Origin of the sequence: Shinella kummerowiae, assembly GCF_009827055.1 — a bacterium.
GTDB lineage: Bacteria > Pseudomonadota > Alphaproteobacteria > Rhizobiales > Rhizobiaceae > Shinella > Shinella kummerowiae.
Window position 1 is genome coordinate 298,191 of record NZ_WUMK01000004.1, and the last position, 15,554, is coordinate 313,744.

General features: G+C 62.7%; 15 protein-coding genes. 10 read left to right on the top strand and 5 right to left on the bottom strand.

Features of this window, described 5'->3' with window-relative positions; genetic code table 11:
* Positions 1–94 precede the first annotated feature (94 nt).
* The 6 genes from GR138_RS12355 to GR138_RS12380 all read left to right on the top strand — a co-directional run bounded on the left by GR138_RS12355 (position 95) and on the right by GR138_RS12380 (position 6,742).
* Entirely contained in the window at positions 95–1,951 is a 1,857-nt protein-coding gene (locus GR138_RS12355) for a PHA/PHB synthase family protein (protein ID WP_160859549.1), read from the top strand.
* A 6-nt stretch (positions 1,952–1,957) separates the two neighbouring features.
* Positions 1,958–2,677 carry a DNA/RNA nuclease SfsA gene (gene sfsA / locus GR138_RS12360; RefSeq protein ID WP_160859550.1) on the top strand — a complete coding sequence of 240 codons (720 nt, stop codon included), beginning with the start codon at positions 1,958–1,960 and terminating at the stop codon, positions 2,675–2,677.
* Between the two features lie 30 nt (positions 2,678–2,707).
* Positions 2,708–3,535, top strand: coding sequence for a type I methionyl aminopeptidase (map, locus tag GR138_RS12365; RefSeq protein WP_160859551.1), 828 nt, complete (start codon positions 2,708–2,710; stop codon positions 3,533–3,535).
* A gap of 7 nt (positions 3,536–3,542) precedes the next feature.
* Positions 3,543–4,370: a RadC family protein gene (gene radC, locus GR138_RS12370; RefSeq protein ID WP_160859552.1), complete on the top strand. Its 828-nt coding sequence runs from the start codon at positions 3,543–3,545 to the stop codon at positions 4,368–4,370.
* A 138-nt stretch (positions 4,371–4,508) separates the two neighbouring features.
* Entirely contained in the window at positions 4,509–5,915 is a 1,407-nt protein-coding gene (sthA, locus tag GR138_RS12375; RefSeq protein ID WP_160859553.1) for a Si-specific NAD(P)(+) transhydrogenase, read from the top strand.
* Between the two features lie 23 nt (positions 5,916–5,938).
* Positions 5,939–6,742: an endonuclease/exonuclease/phosphatase family protein gene (locus GR138_RS12380; protein ID WP_160859554.1), complete on the top strand. Its 804-nt coding sequence runs from the start codon at positions 5,939–5,941 to the stop codon at positions 6,740–6,742.
* 42 nt (positions 6,743–6,784) lie between these two features.
* Here the strand turns inward: GR138_RS12380 and GR138_RS12385 are convergent, their stop codons facing one another.
* Together GR138_RS12385 and GR138_RS12390 are read right to left on the bottom strand one after the other, a co-directional pair.
* Complete coding sequence (locus tag GR138_RS12385; RefSeq protein ID WP_160859809.1) at positions 6,785–7,393, bottom strand: flavin reductase family protein; 609 nt, start codon at positions 7,391–7,393, stop codon at positions 6,785–6,787.
* A gap of 4 nt (positions 7,394–7,397) precedes the next feature.
* Positions 7,398–7,982 (bottom strand): nitroreductase family protein, encoded by a 585-nt coding sequence (locus tag GR138_RS12390; RefSeq protein WP_160859555.1) that lies wholly within the window; start codon positions 7,980–7,982, stop codon positions 7,398–7,400.
* A 101-nt stretch (positions 7,983–8,083) separates the two neighbouring features.
* Here GR138_RS12390 and GR138_RS12395 point away from each other — a divergent pair, with 101 nt between their 5' ends.
* Positions 8,084–9,076 carry a hypothetical protein gene (locus tag GR138_RS12395; RefSeq protein ID WP_202402624.1) on the top strand — a complete coding sequence of 331 codons (993 nt, stop codon included), beginning with the start codon at positions 8,084–8,086 and terminating at the stop codon, positions 9,074–9,076.
* Here the strand turns inward: GR138_RS12395 and GR138_RS12400 are convergent, their stop codons facing one another.
* On the bottom strand, positions 9,077–9,913 hold the full coding sequence (locus GR138_RS12400; protein ID WP_160859556.1) for a 1-acyl-sn-glycerol-3-phosphate acyltransferase: 837 nt from the start codon (positions 9,911–9,913) through the stop codon (positions 9,077–9,079).
* 73 nt (positions 9,914–9,986) lie between these two features.
* Positions 9,987–11,960: a threonine--tRNA ligase gene (thrS, locus tag GR138_RS12405; RefSeq protein ID WP_160859557.1), complete on the bottom strand. Its 1,974-nt coding sequence runs from the start codon at positions 11,958–11,960 to the stop codon at positions 9,987–9,989.
* 145 nt (positions 11,961–12,105) lie between these two features.
* On the opposite strand from thrS, the gene GR138_RS12410 reads away from it, so the two are divergent.
* A complete protein-coding gene (locus GR138_RS12410; protein ID WP_160859558.1) occupies positions 12,106–12,315 on the top strand; it encodes a hypothetical protein in 210 nt (69 codons plus the stop codon).
* 143 nt (positions 12,316–12,458) lie between these two features.
* On the opposite strand, the gene GR138_RS12415 is transcribed toward GR138_RS12410, so the two are convergent.
* Complete coding sequence (locus tag GR138_RS12415; protein WP_160859559.1) at positions 12,459–13,334, bottom strand: DUF6602 domain-containing protein; 876 nt, start codon at positions 13,332–13,334, stop codon at positions 12,459–12,461.
* 540 nt (positions 13,335–13,874) lie between these two features.
* Here GR138_RS12415 and GR138_RS12420 point away from each other — a divergent pair.
* Complete coding sequence (locus tag GR138_RS12420) at positions 13,875–14,222, top strand: cupin domain-containing protein (RefSeq protein ID WP_160859560.1); 348 nt, start codon at positions 13,875–13,877, stop codon at positions 14,220–14,222.
* Between the two features lie 843 nt (positions 14,223–15,065).
* On the top strand, positions 15,066–15,467 hold the full coding sequence (locus GR138_RS12425) for a hypothetical protein (protein WP_160859561.1): 402 nt from the start codon (positions 15,066–15,068) through the stop codon (positions 15,465–15,467).
* Positions 15,468–15,554 lie beyond the last annotated feature (87 nt).

The window sequence follows — 15,554 nt, forward strand, 5'->3', positions numbered from 1 at the left end:
TCCGGATAATGCCGCTAGAGGCTGTCAGGCCCTTGTAATCTGTTTCGTTCAGAATGTAAAAATACAAAAGTAACAATAAAATCGGGAGGGAACGATGGCCGATGAACGCAAAGCGAATGAACGCGATGCGGCCGGAGTGAAGCCCGGTTTACAGCCGTTCGACCCCGCCACGATCGAACCCTATATCGTCAAGGACCCCGAGGCGCTGACGGTCAACCTCGCCCGCACGGTCGAGCAACTCGGCAAGGCCGCCTCCGCCTGGCTCGCCCCCCGCGAAAGCGGCGAGAAGGTCGACACTGTCTCCGAGCCGATGGTCGACATGGTCAAGACGCTCTCCAAGGTGTCGGAATATTGGCTGGCGGACCCGCGCCGCACGCTCGAAGCCCAGACCCTGCTGCTCGGCAGCTATTTCAACATCTGGTCGCGCACCCTCAACCGCATCGGTGGCCAGGAGGTCGAGCAGGCCCCCGACCCGCACAGCAAGGACAAGCGCTTCGCCGATGAAGACTGGATCAAGAACCCGTTCTTCGATTTCCTGCGGCAGGCCTATTTCGTGACCTCCGACTGGGCGGAGAAGCTGGTCGCGGATGCGGAAGGCCTGGATGAGCATACGCGCCACAAGGCCGGCTTCTACGTGAAGCAGATCGCGAGCGCCATTTCGCCGAGCAACTTCGTCACCACCAACCCGCAGCTCTACCGCGAGACGGTCGCCTCGAGCGGCGCCAACCTCGTGCGCGGCATGAAGATGCTGGCCGAGGATATCGCCGCCGGCCGCGGCGACCTCAAGCTGCGCCAGACCGACACCTCCAAATTCGCCATCGGCGAAAACATGGCGCTCACCCCCGGCAAGGTTCTGGCGCAGAGCGATGTCTGCCAGGTGATCCAGTACGACGCGACGACGGAAAGGGTGCTGAAGCGCCCTCTCCTCATCTGCCCGCCATGGATCAACAAATTCTACATTCTCGACCTCAACCCCGCGAAATCCTTCATCAAATGGGCCGTCGACCAGGGGCATACGGTCTTCGTCATTTCCTGGGTGAACCCGGACGAGCGTCACGCCACGAAGGACTGGGAGGCCTATGCCCGCGAGGGTGTCGGCTTCGCCCTCGACACGATCAAGCAGGCGACCGGCGAGGATGAGGTGAACGCCATCGGCTATTGCGTCGGCGGCACTCTGCTGGCGGCGACACTCGCCCTGCACGGGCAGGAAGGCGACAAGCGCATCCGCTCGGCCACGCTGTTCACCACCCAGGTGGATTTCACCCATGCCGGCGACCTGAAGGTCTTTGCCGACGAGGAGCAGATCGACCTCATCGAGCGCGGCATGAAGACGACGGGCTATCTCGACGGCTCGAAGATGGCGACCGCCTTCAACATGCTGCGCGCCTCCGAACTGATCTGGCCCTATTTCGTCAACAACTACCTGAAGGGCCAGGATCCGATGCCCTTCGACCTGCTCTACTGGAACTCAGATTCCACGCGAATGCCTGCCGCCAACCACTCGTTTTATCTGCGTAATTGTTATCTGAAGAATACGCTCACCAAGGGCGAAATGGTGCTGGCCGGCAAGACGCTGTCGTTGAAGGACGTCAAGATCCCGATCTACAATCTCGCCACCAAGGAAGACCATATCGCGCCGGCGAAGTCGGTCTTCGTCGGCAGCCAGTTCTTCGGCGGCAAGGTCACCTATGTCATGGCGGGGTCCGGCCACATTGCCGGCGTCGTCAATCCGCCGGACAAGATGAAGTACCAGTTCTGGACAGGCGGCCCTGTAAAGGGTGAGTTCGAGGACTGGGTGAAGAAGGCGGACGAGACGCCCGGTTCCTGGTGGCCGCACTGGCACGCCTGGATCAAGGCCGAGGACGACCGCATGGTGCCGGCGCGCAAGACCGGCGGCAGCATGAATTCCCTCGAGGAAGCGCCCGGCTCCTATGTGCGTGTGCGTGCCTGAAACGACATGAAATTTGATCCGCCGCTCGTCTCCGGCACCCTCGTGCAGCGCTACAAGCGCTTCCTGTTCGACGCCATTCTCGACGATGGTTCGGCGATCACCGGCTCGTGCCCCAATACCGGCTCCATGCGTGGCCTGACGGCACCAGGCTCGCGCATCTGGATGTCGACAAGCGACAGCCCGACGCGAAAGCACCGCCACCGGCTGGAGCTGGTGGAGGCGGACGACACGGTCGTCGGCGTCAATACCGGCCTGCCGAACCGGCTTGCCGAGGAAGCGATCCGCGCCGGTCTCGTCGCCGATCTCGGTACCTATCCCGTGCTGGAACGGGAACGGAAATACGGCCGCAATTCGCGCATCGACATCCTGCTTTCCGGTCCCGATCGGCCGGCGGCCTATGTCGAGGTCAAGAACGTGCATTTCCGCCGCACCCCCGACCTTGCCGAATTTCCCGACACGGTGACGGAGCGCGGCGCCAAGCACCTCGAAGAGCTCGGCGACATGGCCGAGGCCGGCTTTCGCGCCGTCATGCTCTATCTCATCCAGCGCGAGGACTGCGAACGCTTCCGGATCTGCGCCGACCTCGACCCGGCCTATGCGGCCGGCTTCCGACGGGCGCGGGCGCGCGGCGTCGAGGCCTATGCGGTCAAATGTGCGGTTACACCCCGGCAAATCCAGCCCGTCGCATCGATCGCCATGGACGAACCCGGTGCCGCTGCTTTATGAACAGTCCCAAAGACTAGCGAAAGTTCGACCATGGTGACCTATATCGACGCGACCTCCGCGCCGCTGAAGAACACGGGCGTGATCCGCCTCTACGACGCAGACGCCTTTGCCGGCATGCGCAAGGCCTGCCAGCTGACGGCACGCTGCCTCGATGAGCTCTATCCGCTGGTGAAGCCGGGCGTGGCCACCGATGTCATCGACCGCTTCGTCTTCGAATTCGGCATGGATCACGGCGCGCTGCCCGCCACGCTGAACTATCGCGGTTACACCAAGTCGAGCTGCACCTCGATCAACCACGTCGTCTGCCACGGCATTCCCAATGACAAGCCGCTGCGCGAAGGCGACGTCGTCAATATCGACGTCACCTATATCCTCGACGGCTGGCATGGCGATTCGAGCCGCATGTATCCGGTCGGCGAGATCAAGCGCGCCGCCGAGCGCCTGCTGGAAGTCACCCATGAATGCCTGATGCGCGGCATCGCCGCCGTCCGGCCCGGTGCGCGCACCGGCGCGATCGGCGAGGCGATCCAGGCCCATGCGGAAGCCGAGCGCTGCTCGGTCGTGCGCGATTTCTGCGGCCACGGCGTCGGCCGGCTGTTCCACGACGCGCCGAACATCCTGCATTACGGCCGCGCCAACGAAGGCCCGGAGATGAAGGAAGGCATGATCTTCACCATCGAGCCGATGATCAATCTCGGTCGCCCGCATGTAAAAGTCCTGTCGGACGGCTGGACGGCGGTAACGCGCGACCGCTCGCTGTCCGCGCAATATGAACACACGGTTGGCGTCACGGCGGACGGCTGCGAGATCTTCACCCTGTCGCCCGGCGGTCTCGACCGCCCCGGCCTTGCCGCATAGGCCGCCCATGACAGGACCGCGCGGGCCAAAGCAGACGCCTCCCTCCGCCACGGCGGGGGCCGAGCCTGCGCCCGCCAGGGATCTGCTCTACGACACGGATGAGCGCGGTCACTTCTTCGAGCAGCCTGCCCGCGCGACACCGGCCAAGGCTATTGCGCTTGACGAAAAACACTATCACGGCCACCGCGACCGGCTCCGGGCGCGTTTCAGCGCCAGCGGCGATGGCGCCCTTGCCGATTATGAAATCCTCGAACTGCTGCTCTTCCGGCTGATCCCGCGCCGCGATACCAAACCGGTGGCCAAGGCCCTGCTCGAGCGGTTCGGCACGCTGTCCGGCGTGCTCGGCGCGACGCCGGCACTTCTGCAGGAGGTGAACGGCATCGGCGAAGTGGTTGCGATGGACCTGAAGCTGATCGCCGCCGTGGCACAGCGCTCATTGAAGAGCGAGATCCGCAACAAGACGGTGCTCGGCTCCTGGTCCTCGGTCATCCAGTATTGCCATGCCGTCATGGCGCACGAACCGCGCGAACAGTTCCGCATCCTCTTCCTCGACAAGCGCAACACGCTGATTGCCGACGAGGTGCAGGGGCATGGTACGGTCGATCACACGCCGGTCTATCCGCGCGAAGTGGTGCGCCGGGCGCTGGAACTGTCGTCGACGGCGATCATCCTCGTCCACAATCACCCGTCCGGCGATCCGACCCCGTCGCGGGCCGACATCGACATGACGAAAACGATCGTGGACACCGCCCGCCCCCTTGGTATCACGGTGCACGACCACATCATCATCGGCAAGGACGGCCATGCCAGTCTCAAGGGCTTGAGACTTATGTGATATCCCAAAATCGGATGGGCGTTCTTTCATCCGATTGAAATGCTTTGCTGTCACAGTCGGTTGACGTAATTTGAGACCGCGGAGACAATTGCTGCAACGCAATACGATTCTTCCCGCACAGGACCAGGGCCATCTCACATGCAGGAATATGATCTCGTCGTCGTGGGCAGCGGCCCCGCAGGCCGTCGCGGCGCCATTCAGGCAGCCAAGCTCGGGCGCAAGGTTCTGGTCATCGAGCAGGGCAAGCGCGTCGGCGGCGTCTCGGTGCACACCGGCACCATTCCCTCCAAGACGCTGCGCGAGACCGCGCTGAACCTTTCCGGCTGGCGCGAACGCGGTTTCTACGGCCGCGCCTACCGCGTCAAGCAGGAGATCAGCGCCGACGATCTGCGCCGCCGCCTGCTCATCACGCTCGATCACGAGGTGGAGGTGTTGGAGCACCAGTTCGCCCGCAACCGCGTGCAGCACATTCGCGGCAAGGCGAAGTTCGTGACGCCGGACACGATGGAAATCGCCAAGGACGACGGCGAGATCATCCATGTGAAGGGTGCCAGCATCATGCTCGCCGTCGGCACGAAGCCCTACCGCCCGGACACCATCCCCTTCGACGGCGTCAGCGTGCTCGACAGCGACGAACTGCTCGACATCCAGGACCTGCCGCGCTCGATGGCCGTCATCGGCGCCGGCGTCATCGGCATCGAATATGCCACGATCTTTTCGGCGCTCGATACGCAGGTCACCGTCATCGACCCCAAGGCGACGATCCTCGATTTCATCGACAAGGAGATCATCGAGGAATTCATCCACGATCTGCGCGACCGCAACATGAAGCTGATCCTCGGCCAGAAGGCCGACAAGGTGGAGAAGCTGCCCAATGGCAAATGCGAGATCACGCTGGACAATGGCCGCCATGTCACCTGTGACATGGTGCTCTATGCCGCCGGCCGCGTCGGCGCGACGGACAGCCTCAACCTTTCCGCCGCCGGCCTCAAGGCGGATTCGCGCGGCCGCCTCAGCGTCAATCCGGAAACCTTCCAGACCGAGGTGCCGCACATCTACGCCGCCGGTGACGTCGTCGGCTTCCCGGCGCTTGCCTCCACCTCGATGGAACAGGGTCGCATCGCCGCCCGCGTCGCCGTCGGCGCCATCGCCAAGGAGCCGCCGAAATATTTCCCCTACGGCATCTATGCCGTGCCGGAAATCTCCACCTGCGGCCTCACCGAGGAAGAGGTCAAGGAGCGCGGCATTCCCTATGAATGCGGCATGGCGCGGTTCCGCGAGACCTCGCGCGGCCACATCATGGGGCTGAACTCCGGCCTATTGAAGATGATCTTCTCGCTGAAGACCCGCCGCCTGCTCGGCGTGCATATCGTCGGCGAAGGTGCCACCGAACTCGTCCATATCGGCCAGGCCGTCTTGAACCTGAAGGGCACCGTCGAATATTTCGTCGAAAACACCTTCAACTACCCGACGCTCGCCGAAGCCTACAAGATCGCCGGCCTCGATGCCTGGAACCGCATGGGCGACCTGTCGCAGACGGGCTGAGCCATCGGCGGGAGGGGCGGCGCATGAAAATCCTGTCGCTGAACGTCTGGGGCGGCATGCTGCATGCACCGCTCCTCGCCTATCTCGCCGCCGTCGATGCCGATGTCTATTGCCTGCAGGAAGTGCCGCGCGCGGTGGCCGCGCGGTCGGATTGGCTGACCTACCGCGATGGCGCGGTGGAACTCCAGCAACGCTCGAACCTCTACAAGGAAATCGCAACCGCCCTGCCCGGCCATGACGGCTTCTTCGCGCCGGCGATGCGCGGCGAACTGATGGACGGCGACCGTCCCTGCCGGCAGGAATTCGGCCTCGCCACCTTCGTCCGGCAGGATATCGCGGTGATCGGCCAGACGCTCGATTTCATCCACCAGGACTTTTCTCCGCATGGCTTCGGCGCCCATCCGCGCTCACGCAATGCGCATGCCTTCCGGCTCTATGACTATGCCGCGGATCGCCCGCTTTGCGTCGTGCAGTTCCATGGCCTGCGCACCGAGGATGGCAAAGGCGACACGCCGAGCCGCGATGCACAGGCCGAAGCGTTGATCGCCCTCGTCAATCGACTGCATCGCCCCGGCGAGGGCCTCGTGCTGTGCGGGGATTTCAACCTGCTGCCGGAAAGCCGGACATTCCAGCGCCTGTCAGGCCTCGGCCTCACCGACCTCGTCACCACCCGCGGCTTCACGGATACACGAACCTCGCTCTACACCAAGCCCGGCCGCTATGCGGATTACATGCTGGTGAACGACGCTGTACCTGTCGCGGCCTTCACGGTCGTGGAGGCACCCGAGGTCTCCGACCACCGGGCACTGCTCGTCACAATAGACTGAAAACGGACAAACGCCGCAGCGCGGGCCGAGAGAACGATCCCCTCACCCCACCTTCGGCCGCGTCATGGCAAAGACATCCGCCCCGCCATCGGCATAGTCCATATAGCCCATCCGGCCGAGCGGACGGGCGACAGCCATGTCGATCATGCCATCGCGCAGGATTTCCGGGCTGATATGGATGCCGACGACCTGGCCGAACACCACCCAGTTGTCCGTCTCCCGGCCCTCGATATCGGCCGGCCGCAGGATCTGCGTCGCGCGGCATTCCAGCACCGCATAGGCCTCGCCGACATAGGGCGCATCGACGAGACGCCCGGTGACCGGCGTCAGTTTGGCCAGTTCGAATTCGTCGATTTCCCGCGGCACGGTGGCCGAACTCAGGTTCATCTGCTCGGCAAGGTGCCGGCTCGCCAGCGAGCAGGTGAAAACGCCGGTTTCCTCGATGTTCGTCACGCTGTCCTTGTGGCCACTGGAGGAAAACATCACCAGTTTCGGCCTGTCGCTGATCGCGTTGAAGAACGAATAGGGCGACAGGTTGCGCCCGCCGTTCGCCGCCTTCGTGCCGATCCAGCCGATCGGCCGCGGTGCGACGATCGCCTTGAACGGATCGTGCTTCAGGCCGTGCGCGTTCTGCGCGGTCTCGTAGAACAGCGCGTCAGGCGTCATCGCCGACCCATGTGACGATCTCGGCAAGCTCCGGCCGCGGCCGCTCGGTCGGCGGTACGGTGGGCGTGCCGATATGGATGAAGCCGGCGACCTTCTCGCCCTCGTTCACGCCGAGGATCGCATAGGCGCGCGCGTCGAAAGCATACCACTCCGTCAGCCAGTTGGAGGCAAAACCATGCGCATTGGCGGCCATGACGAGGTTGAGGCAGACGGCGCCGGCCGACATTACCTGCTCCCATTCGGGGATCTTGAAGTGCGGTGCCGCGCGGCTGACGACGGCGACCACAACGGGCGCGCGGCTCAGGCGCGTATTCTCCACCTTCACCATTTCCTCGGACAGGTCCGGCCTGTCACCGATGGCGATCTTCGCCAGTTCCTCGCTGATGCGCCGGCGCTCTTCGCCGCGATAGACAATGAAGCGCCAGGGGGCGAGCTTGCCGTGATCCGGCACGCGCGAGGCGAGCGTCAGCATCTGCTCAACCTCGTCCTTCGACGGACCGGGTTCGCCCATCTGGAAGGCAGGGATCGACCGGCGGGTCGAAAGATAATCGATCAGCTTGATTTCGGTTTTCATCGGGAGGGAGTTCCAATATCTTGGCCCGCGAGCGCGGCCTTGAAAATGCCATTAGACGCGTCTTCAAGTGGAGCCTTACAGTCAGGAAGTCAACCATTCCCATGCGCATGCCGATCCATCCCGCCATTGCCGTGAGCCTTGCCGTGGCGAGCCTCGTCTCGTCGTTTGTCCCGGCCCGTGCGCAGGATTCGGTCGACAGTTTTTCCGAGGTCATCGCGCCGCTGAAAGGCAGCAAGCTCACCTCGTTCAATCCGATCGTGACGGGTGAAGCGACGCCGAAAAACCTGCGCGACATCACCTGCGAGGCGCTGCTGACCAAGGATGGCAGCCCCATGCAGCATGGCCTGACCTGGCGCGTCTTCTCGCCGATCCCGGCGGCCGACGGCAAGCTGCCGCTGCTCGCCACCTCCGAGGGCGGCACGGCCGCCTTCCAGCTCGTGCCCGGGGAATATTTCGTCAACGTCGCCTTCGGCCGCGCGGGCGCGACGAAAAAGCTGCTCGTTCCCGAATCGGGCGATATCGACAAACAGGTCATGGTGCTCGATGCCGGCGGCATCATGCTGAACGCTGTCTCGGGCTCCGACGTGCGCATTCCGCCGAAGGAACTGAGCTTCTCCATCTTCGCCGCCGAAGTGCGCGAGGACGGCGAGCGCAACCTCGTCGTCGCCGAGGTCAAACCGAACTCGGTCGTCCGCCTCAACGCCGGCACCTACCATGTCGTTTCCGACTATGGCTCCGTCAATGCCGTGATCCGCGCCGATATCCAGGTCGAAGCCGGAAAGCTGACGCGCGCGACGATCCAGCACCGCGCCGCGAAACTCACCCTGAAACTCGTCTCCGATCCCGGTGGCGAGGCGATCGCCGACACCGCCTGGTCGATCCTCACCTCCTCGGGCGACACCGTCAGCGAAAGCGTCGGCGCCTTCCCGACGGTCGTTCTGGCCGAAGGCAGCTATATCGCGGTTGCCCGCAACAAGAACCGCATCTACCAGCGCGACTTCACCGTAAAGGCCGGCGTCAACACCGACGTCGAAGTGCTGCTCGACGAAAACGCCAACGACGAGAAGGCGGCTGCGGAAGACGTCGTCGACTGATCAGCCGGCCCGCCGCAAAAACGGCTTCGGCGCCGGGGCCATGGCGAAGACGGCGTCGTAGAGGCGTGCCATGATGTTCTTGCGGTCGCCCGCGTCGAGGTCCGCCCAGCAGATCACGCCGCCGATGCGGGCGGCGATCGTCGAACCGGACAGCTTGCGGAACTCGCGGATCAGCAGCGACAGGCGCAGCGTCATCGACACCTTGCTCGCGAGATGGAACAGCCGGCCGTTCTGCCCCTCGAAATAGACGGGAATGACATTCGCCTGCGCGGACTGGATGAGTTTTGCCGGGAACATCTTCCACGGCAGGTCTTCCGCGCGGCCGAACACCTTCTTGGCCGTCGCGACACCGCCCGCCGGGAACACGATCACCGTCGTGCCCTCCTTGAGCAGCCGCACCGCCTCCGCCCGCGTCTTCATGTTGAGCGCCAGCGCCTCCTTCGTCTCCTCGAAGGAAACCGGCAGCGCATAGGGCTGCATTTCCGGCACTTTCAGCAGGTCGTTGTGGATCATCACCCTGAACGGCCGGCCGAGCTGTTCGGCGAGCGCCAGCACCGCGATGCCGTCGCCGATGCCGAAGGGATGGTTGGCGACGATGACGACGGGGCCGTCCGGCAGGTCCGGCGGCGGCCAAGAGCCCTGCACGGCGAGCCGCACGTTGATCAGCTCCAGCATGTCGCCGAAGACGCGCGCACTCGTGCCGACGATGGAATGGCGCCACGTATCGTAGAGCCGGGCATAGCGGTTACGCCCGGCAAGACCTTCCATGGAGCGGATGAACCATCGTTTGAGGCGCGGATCGTTTTCGTTGGCGTAGGACAGTTCTTTGAACCGCACGGTAGTCCCCAAAAAGATAATCCCGCACTGTTAGCACGGGATCATTACAGTTTTCAGACAGGGGCGGCGGCGCTCACGCCTTGCCGAGCTTGCGCTTGATATCCGGCGGCGTCGCCTCCAGCGTGAGCGTGGCGATCGCCTCGTCGAGCGACATCGCCGTCTGGTTCTGCGAGCCGAGGCGGCGGATATTGACGGAGCGTTCCTCCGCCTCCCGCTTGCCGCAGACGACGATGACCGGAACCTTGGTCACCGAATGCTCGCGGACCTTGTAGTTGATCTTCTCGTTGCGGAAGTCGGTCTCGACGACGAGGCCCGCCTCGCGCAGCAGTTCGGCGACCTCGCGGCCATAATCGTCCGCCTCCGAAGTGATGGTCGCCACCACCACCTGCATCGGCGCGATCCACAGCGGCATGTGCCCGGCGAAGTTCTCGATGAGAATGCCGAGGAAGCGTTCCATCGAGCCGCAGATGGCGCGGTGGATCATCACCGGCTGCTTCTTGTCGGAGTTCTGGTCGATGTAGAAGGCGCCGAAGCGTTCCGGCAGGTTGAAGTCGACCTGCGTCGTGCCGCACTGCCATTCGCGGCCGATGGCGTCCTTCAGCGTATATTCGAACTTCGGCCCGTAGAACGCGCCCTCGCCCGGCAGGATGCCGGTCTTGATGCGCCCGCCGGACTGCGCCTCGATCTGCTTCAAGACGTCCATCATGACGCTTTCCGCCCGGTCCCACAGGTCATCGGAACCGACGCGCTTTTCCGGACGGGTCGAAAGCTTGACGACGACCTCGTCGAAGCCAAAATCCTTGTAGACCGAGAGGATGAGGTCGTTGATGCGCAGGCATTCCGCCGCCATCTGCTCGTCGGTGCAGAAGACATGCGCATCGTCCTGCGTGAAGCCGCGCACGCGCATCAGCCCGTGCAGCGCGCCGGACGGCTCATAACGGTGCACGTTGCCAAATTCCGCAAGGCGAACAGGCAGTTCGCGGTAGGATTTCAAGCCATGCTTGAAGATCTGCACATGGCCCGGGCAGTTCATCGGCTTCAGCGCGAAGACGCGCTCGTCGTCGGTCTCGTCGCCGGCAACGGTCACCTTGAACATGTTGTCGCGGTACCAGCCCCAGTGGCCAGACGTTTCCCACAGCGACTTGTCGAGCACCTGCGGCGCGTTCACCTCTTCATAGGTGCCGGAAAGACGACGGCGCATATAGGCGACGAGCGTCTGGAACATGCGCCAGCCCTTGCCGTGCCAGAACACGACGCCCGGCCCTTCCTCCTGGAAATGGAACAGGTCCATTTCGCGGCCGAGGCGACGGTGGTCGCGCTTTTCGGCCTCGGCGAGGATGTGCAGGTAGCTGTCGAGTTCCTCCTGCGTGCGCCAGGCGGTGCCGTAGATGCGCGTCAGCATCGGATTGTTGCTGTCGCCACGCCAATAGGCGCCCGCGACCTTCATCAGCTTGAAGGCCGTGCCGATCTGGCCGGTGGACGCCATGTGCGGGCCGCGACACAGGTCGAACCAGTCGCCCTGGTAATAGATCTTCAGGTCCTGCCCCGCCGGGATCGCATCGACCAACTCGACCTTGTAGGCCTCGCCCTTGGCGGCAAAGACCTCCTTCGCCTTGTCGCGCGACCAGATTTCCCGGGTAAACGGCTTGTTGCGCTGGATGATTTCCTTCATGCGCTTTTCGATCTTCGGCAGATCGTCCGGCGTGAAGGGCTCGTTCTTGGCAAAGTCGTAGTAGAAGCCGTTGTCGATGACCGGGCCGATGGTCACCTGCGTGCCGGGCCAAAGCTCCTGCACGGCCTCGGCCATCACATGCGCGGCATCGTGCCGGATCAGCTCCAGCGCCCGATCGTCCTCGCGCGTGACGATCTCGATCCGCCCGTTGGAAACGGTCTCGGAGAGATCGCGCAGCTCGCCATCGAGCGCAATCGCAATCGCCTTCTTGGCCAAAGACTTGGAAATCGCCTCGGCGACATCACGGCCCGTCGAGCCCGCGGGGTATTCGCGGACGGAGCCATCGGGAAATGTCAGGGAAACAGGTGCAGACATCAAAAAATCTCCTATCCAGTCCCGCCAACGAATGCGGGTGGTATGCGAGGGAAGTGGCCGGATGCGCCGGCGCGTTGCGCAGCGCGGTATACGGGGATTTTGGGGGGATTGGAAGGGGGAGAAACCCTGCGATCGGATTCCGATCATGGTAGACATCGACTATCATAATCCGCTTGCTCAACGGCTGCTTTGCGCCAATAGCGGACAAATTTGTCGGGGCCGGAAATGTTTATACTGCCCCGAAATTTCGCGCACCCTTGTGATCCGCAAAATCCGCAAAGCAACCGCACTCGAAGGTCGGATGCGGTTTATCAAACCAACTGTAACCAAAGCCTTGACATCTGATCTACCATGACTGATGGTTTTGCCAAGCGTGGTCTGTGGGCCACCAACTAGGCAGCCAAAGCGTGTTTCCGGTCACTCCTGACGGCTAATAGCGGAAAAAACTGGGTAAGGGGGTCGCGCTGGAAACGGCGCGGCCTTTTTTACTTGAGCACTCTAGCGTAGCGAACTGAAAGCGATCTTTCCAATTGCCTTGGCCGGTTTTGATGCAAACGCCGTGAAGCCAGGACGCCTTACGCCAGTCCTTGTCTTATCGTAATATACTGACAGTATGCCCGACAATAAAAATTGAAAACCCTGATGCAATTCAGCGTCGGCCAGCTCTACATACATGTATCGGGCAACGCTATTCAAGGGAGTTGGATTAGATGGTGGCCGCGCTTTAAATACATGCCAAGCGGATAGATCGCCAATGAACCCTATCATATCGTCGAAAACGCTGCTGCTCCCGTAGAGGGCCTCAAGCTTTTCGAACAGTTTTTTTTCTTTCGGTTCCTTCTTGTCAGCAAGGTCAGAATCGGTCCCGACTAAGGCTAGGAACGGCCCGCGACGACGCGCTTCGAGACTACTCTCGTCACAGCGGCAAGCCTTCGAGGCCTCAAGAAGTGCATTACATTCTGCTACGATTTCCGCGTCCCGGAGAGTTTTCTTGACTGAAAGCACTGCAACGACGCCCTCGGGCGGGACAATTACCGTATCGACCATTCGTTGGAAAACGGGATAAGTTCCGGAGTCATAGATTATTATGTCAAGCTGGGTCGTGTGAAGATCCTTCTCGTTGGACCTTGATCTATTGTTATCCCCCAGCTTAACCGCTGGCCGGAGGATAAAGCCCGTAAGAACCTCGAGGTCTTTTGGCAGATACTTTTGAAGGTACGAGCGAACCAACGTTTCCACATACCTACCGTCTTCCCCACGGTGCTCGGCCCCTGCCGTCTTGGGATTGGGCAGCAAGGTTTCGAACTGCCTATAGACTGCTAGAAGTGATTTGACCTCCTGATTCCAGAAATCTTGGAGACGTTGGCCGTCCATATCGCCTTCACCTTGGATAGTTGGTTGTCGTAGTGCGGATGCGCATCGGGGCGAGAAATTACCAAAGACAGGTTATAATCACTTCATCGAACGAACGAACTCTACAGCGGAATACACTCGGCCGACAATTCAACCAATCTAATGCAAATTTTATCATTGAAGGTAGAACCTTGTCAGCCCTGCCAGATAAAGGCGAAGTAAAGTCCGGTCAGTTCGTTTCTTGCGAGATTCGTTGCGAGGAAATGGCCGCTTTCGAAATCGATCATTCATTCAGGTCGCAAGATGTTCGCTTAAGGCGAGACCGGGCCAAGTTAGCTAAAAAACTGTCCCACTCATTTTTCCCACCCCCAAAACCTCCCGTATCCTGAACCTCCTTCCGCCGCCGGACGGATCGCGTAACGTGTCGATGCGGGCGGGAGGAGGCGCTTTCGTGTTCTGCCGAAACGTACGGCCGGGGCGAACGAGGCGTGCAACGCTCTCCCCTTGGCACCCCGCCGCCCCAGCCCTACCTCCCTCCCAGACACACCACGGGAGAACACCATGAAGGTCCAGAAATTCACGGTCGCGGATGCGACGCTGGAAAAATCACCGGGGCAGGATGCGGATATTCTCGTCGGCAATGTGGTGGACGAGCGGCATGGCGGGCCGGTGTCCATCGGTTACGGGCGCTACGGGGCGGGCCAGAGCCTGACGGAGACCATGGCGGTGGACGACACGATGATCATTCTGGAGGGCCGGCTCTCGGTCTCGACGGAGGCCGGCACGCTGGAGGCCGGCCCCGGCGACATCGTCTATATGCCCAAGGGCGAAGCGGTGACGATCCGCTCCGATGCGGGCGCGCTGACGGCCTACGTCACCTATCCCCACTGGCGGCCAGTGCACGATTGAGCGACGCCGTTGCCGACACTGCTAACCTGTTTTTCGCCGCGGTGACAGGGAAAGCGGAGACATCGTGGCACCCACCCTCCCCTTGAGGGGGAGGGTAGGAGCGACGCTCCGGGGTGGGGTGACGCGGCCTCTCGACAATGGACGCCGGTGCGGATGGGATCACCCCCACCCGCCGCTGCGCGACGACCTCCCCCCTCAAGGGGGAGGTGGGAGTGCATGGCGCCGTCATGAGCAGGAAGAGCCGTCGAAGGCGCTGATTTTCCTCACCCTGCACTACTGATTTTCCCCGCTCTGCGCACATCGCCTATTCTAAACCTCCTTCCGCCGCCGGACGGATCGCGTAACGTGTCGATGCGGGCGGGAGGAGGCGCTTTCGTATCCTGCCGAAACGTACGGGAGGGGCGAAAGAGGCGTGGAGCGTCGTGGTGCGCAAAGGCCTTTTTCCGTGTCTTTACGGGATCGGGCCGGCGGGCACTGCGGCGGGCGAGGCTTCCCCCTTCCCCGGGTCGCGGGGTCGGCTTGGGTCCGCCATGCAAGCAGGACGGCCGTGCATATCCCCGAAAAGTGCGGAACGCGGTTTTCGGACAAGGTATATGCACCAACCAGACTGCGCAGCGAAGCCTTGCCATGCCTGAAGGAGGACTAGACCGCCTCCGAAGAACGCCTGGGCCGCGCGAAAGCGAAGCCACAATATACCCATTTCCAGAGGCAACGCTTTCGCGCGGTTCTCCGGATCAGGGCAATTCCGGCAGGGTGTCTGGAATTGCGAAACGAAAACGCCACACCAACCCGATGGGCAACCTGCGGGCCGCTTTCGGCTGCGCGCGATTTTGGGGAGTGCCGATGATGCCGGACAGGAGGAAGACACCGCAGCCCGCGATCGACCGCAGCAGCCTGCCGGTCTACCAGGCCGCGGCGAGCGAGGCCCGTTTCTTCCACACCTGCCGCCTGCCGCAGTGCCGGCGCGCCCGGCGTTGCATCGGCTGGCACCCGGAGGATGCGCGCGGTCCCGACGTCGTCGACCTCATGCTGCCGCCCTGCGTCACCGACGAAGCCAGCTTTCGACGGATGGGGCAGGCTCTGGACGAATTTAACCGATACATCCAGGCGGCGTTCGCCGCCGATTGCGACAGCGACGACACGCAGGACGGCGATGAGGACAGCGACGATGGCGCGGACGTCTGGCCGTTCCCCGCCGTCGTGATCCCCCGCCATCGGCGCAGCCGCCACGGCGGCCGGCGCTAGACAGTTTCAGCCGAAGCGGCATCGCTTCGGCGTCGAAGACGCGCGGGCTGGCGCCATGCCGGCGAACCGGATGTCACCGGCATGAGC

Excerpts from the sequence above, each read along its gene's own strand:
- GR138_RS12355 (WP_160859549.1), top strand. The coding sequence starts at position 95 with ATGGCCGATGAACGCAAAGCGAATGAACGCGATGCGGCCGGAGTGAAG.
- GR138_RS12410 (WP_160859558.1), top strand. The coding sequence starts at position 12,106 with ATGGTAGACATCGACTATCATAATCCGCTTGCTCAACGGCTGCTTTGC.
- thrS (WP_160859557.1), bottom strand. The coding sequence starts at position 11,960 with ATGTCTGCACCTGTTTCCCTGACATTTCCCGATGGCTCCGTCCGCGAA.
- radC (WP_160859552.1), top strand. The coding sequence starts at position 3,543 with ATGACAGGACCGCGCGGGCCAAAGCAGACGCCTCCCTCCGCCACGGCG.
- sfsA (WP_160859550.1), top strand. The coding sequence starts at position 1,958 with ATGAAATTTGATCCGCCGCTCGTCTCCGGCACCCTCGTGCAGCGCTAC.
- GR138_RS12420 (WP_160859560.1), top strand. The coding sequence starts at position 13,875 with ATGAAGGTCCAGAAATTCACGGTCGCGGATGCGACGCTGGAAAAATCA.
- GR138_RS12415 (WP_160859559.1), bottom strand. The coding sequence starts at position 13,334 with ATGGACGGCCAACGTCTCCAAGATTTCTGGAATCAGGAGGTCAAATCA.
- GR138_RS12425 (WP_160859561.1), top strand. The coding sequence starts at position 15,066 with ATGATGCCGGACAGGAGGAAGACACCGCAGCCCGCGATCGACCGCAGC.
- GR138_RS12390 (WP_160859555.1), bottom strand. The coding sequence starts at position 7,982 with ATGAAAACCGAAATCAAGCTGATCGATTATCTTTCGACCCGCCGGTCG.
- GR138_RS12395 (WP_202402624.1), top strand. The coding sequence starts at position 8,084 with ATGCGCATGCCGATCCATCCCGCCATTGCCGTGAGCCTTGCCGTGGCG.
- sthA (WP_160859553.1), top strand. The coding sequence starts at position 4,509 with ATGCAGGAATATGATCTCGTCGTCGTGGGCAGCGGCCCCGCAGGCCGT.
- GR138_RS12380 (WP_160859554.1), top strand. The coding sequence starts at position 5,939 with ATGAAAATCCTGTCGCTGAACGTCTGGGGCGGCATGCTGCATGCACCG.
- map (WP_160859551.1), top strand. The coding sequence starts at position 2,708 with ATGGTGACCTATATCGACGCGACCTCCGCGCCGCTGAAGAACACGGGC.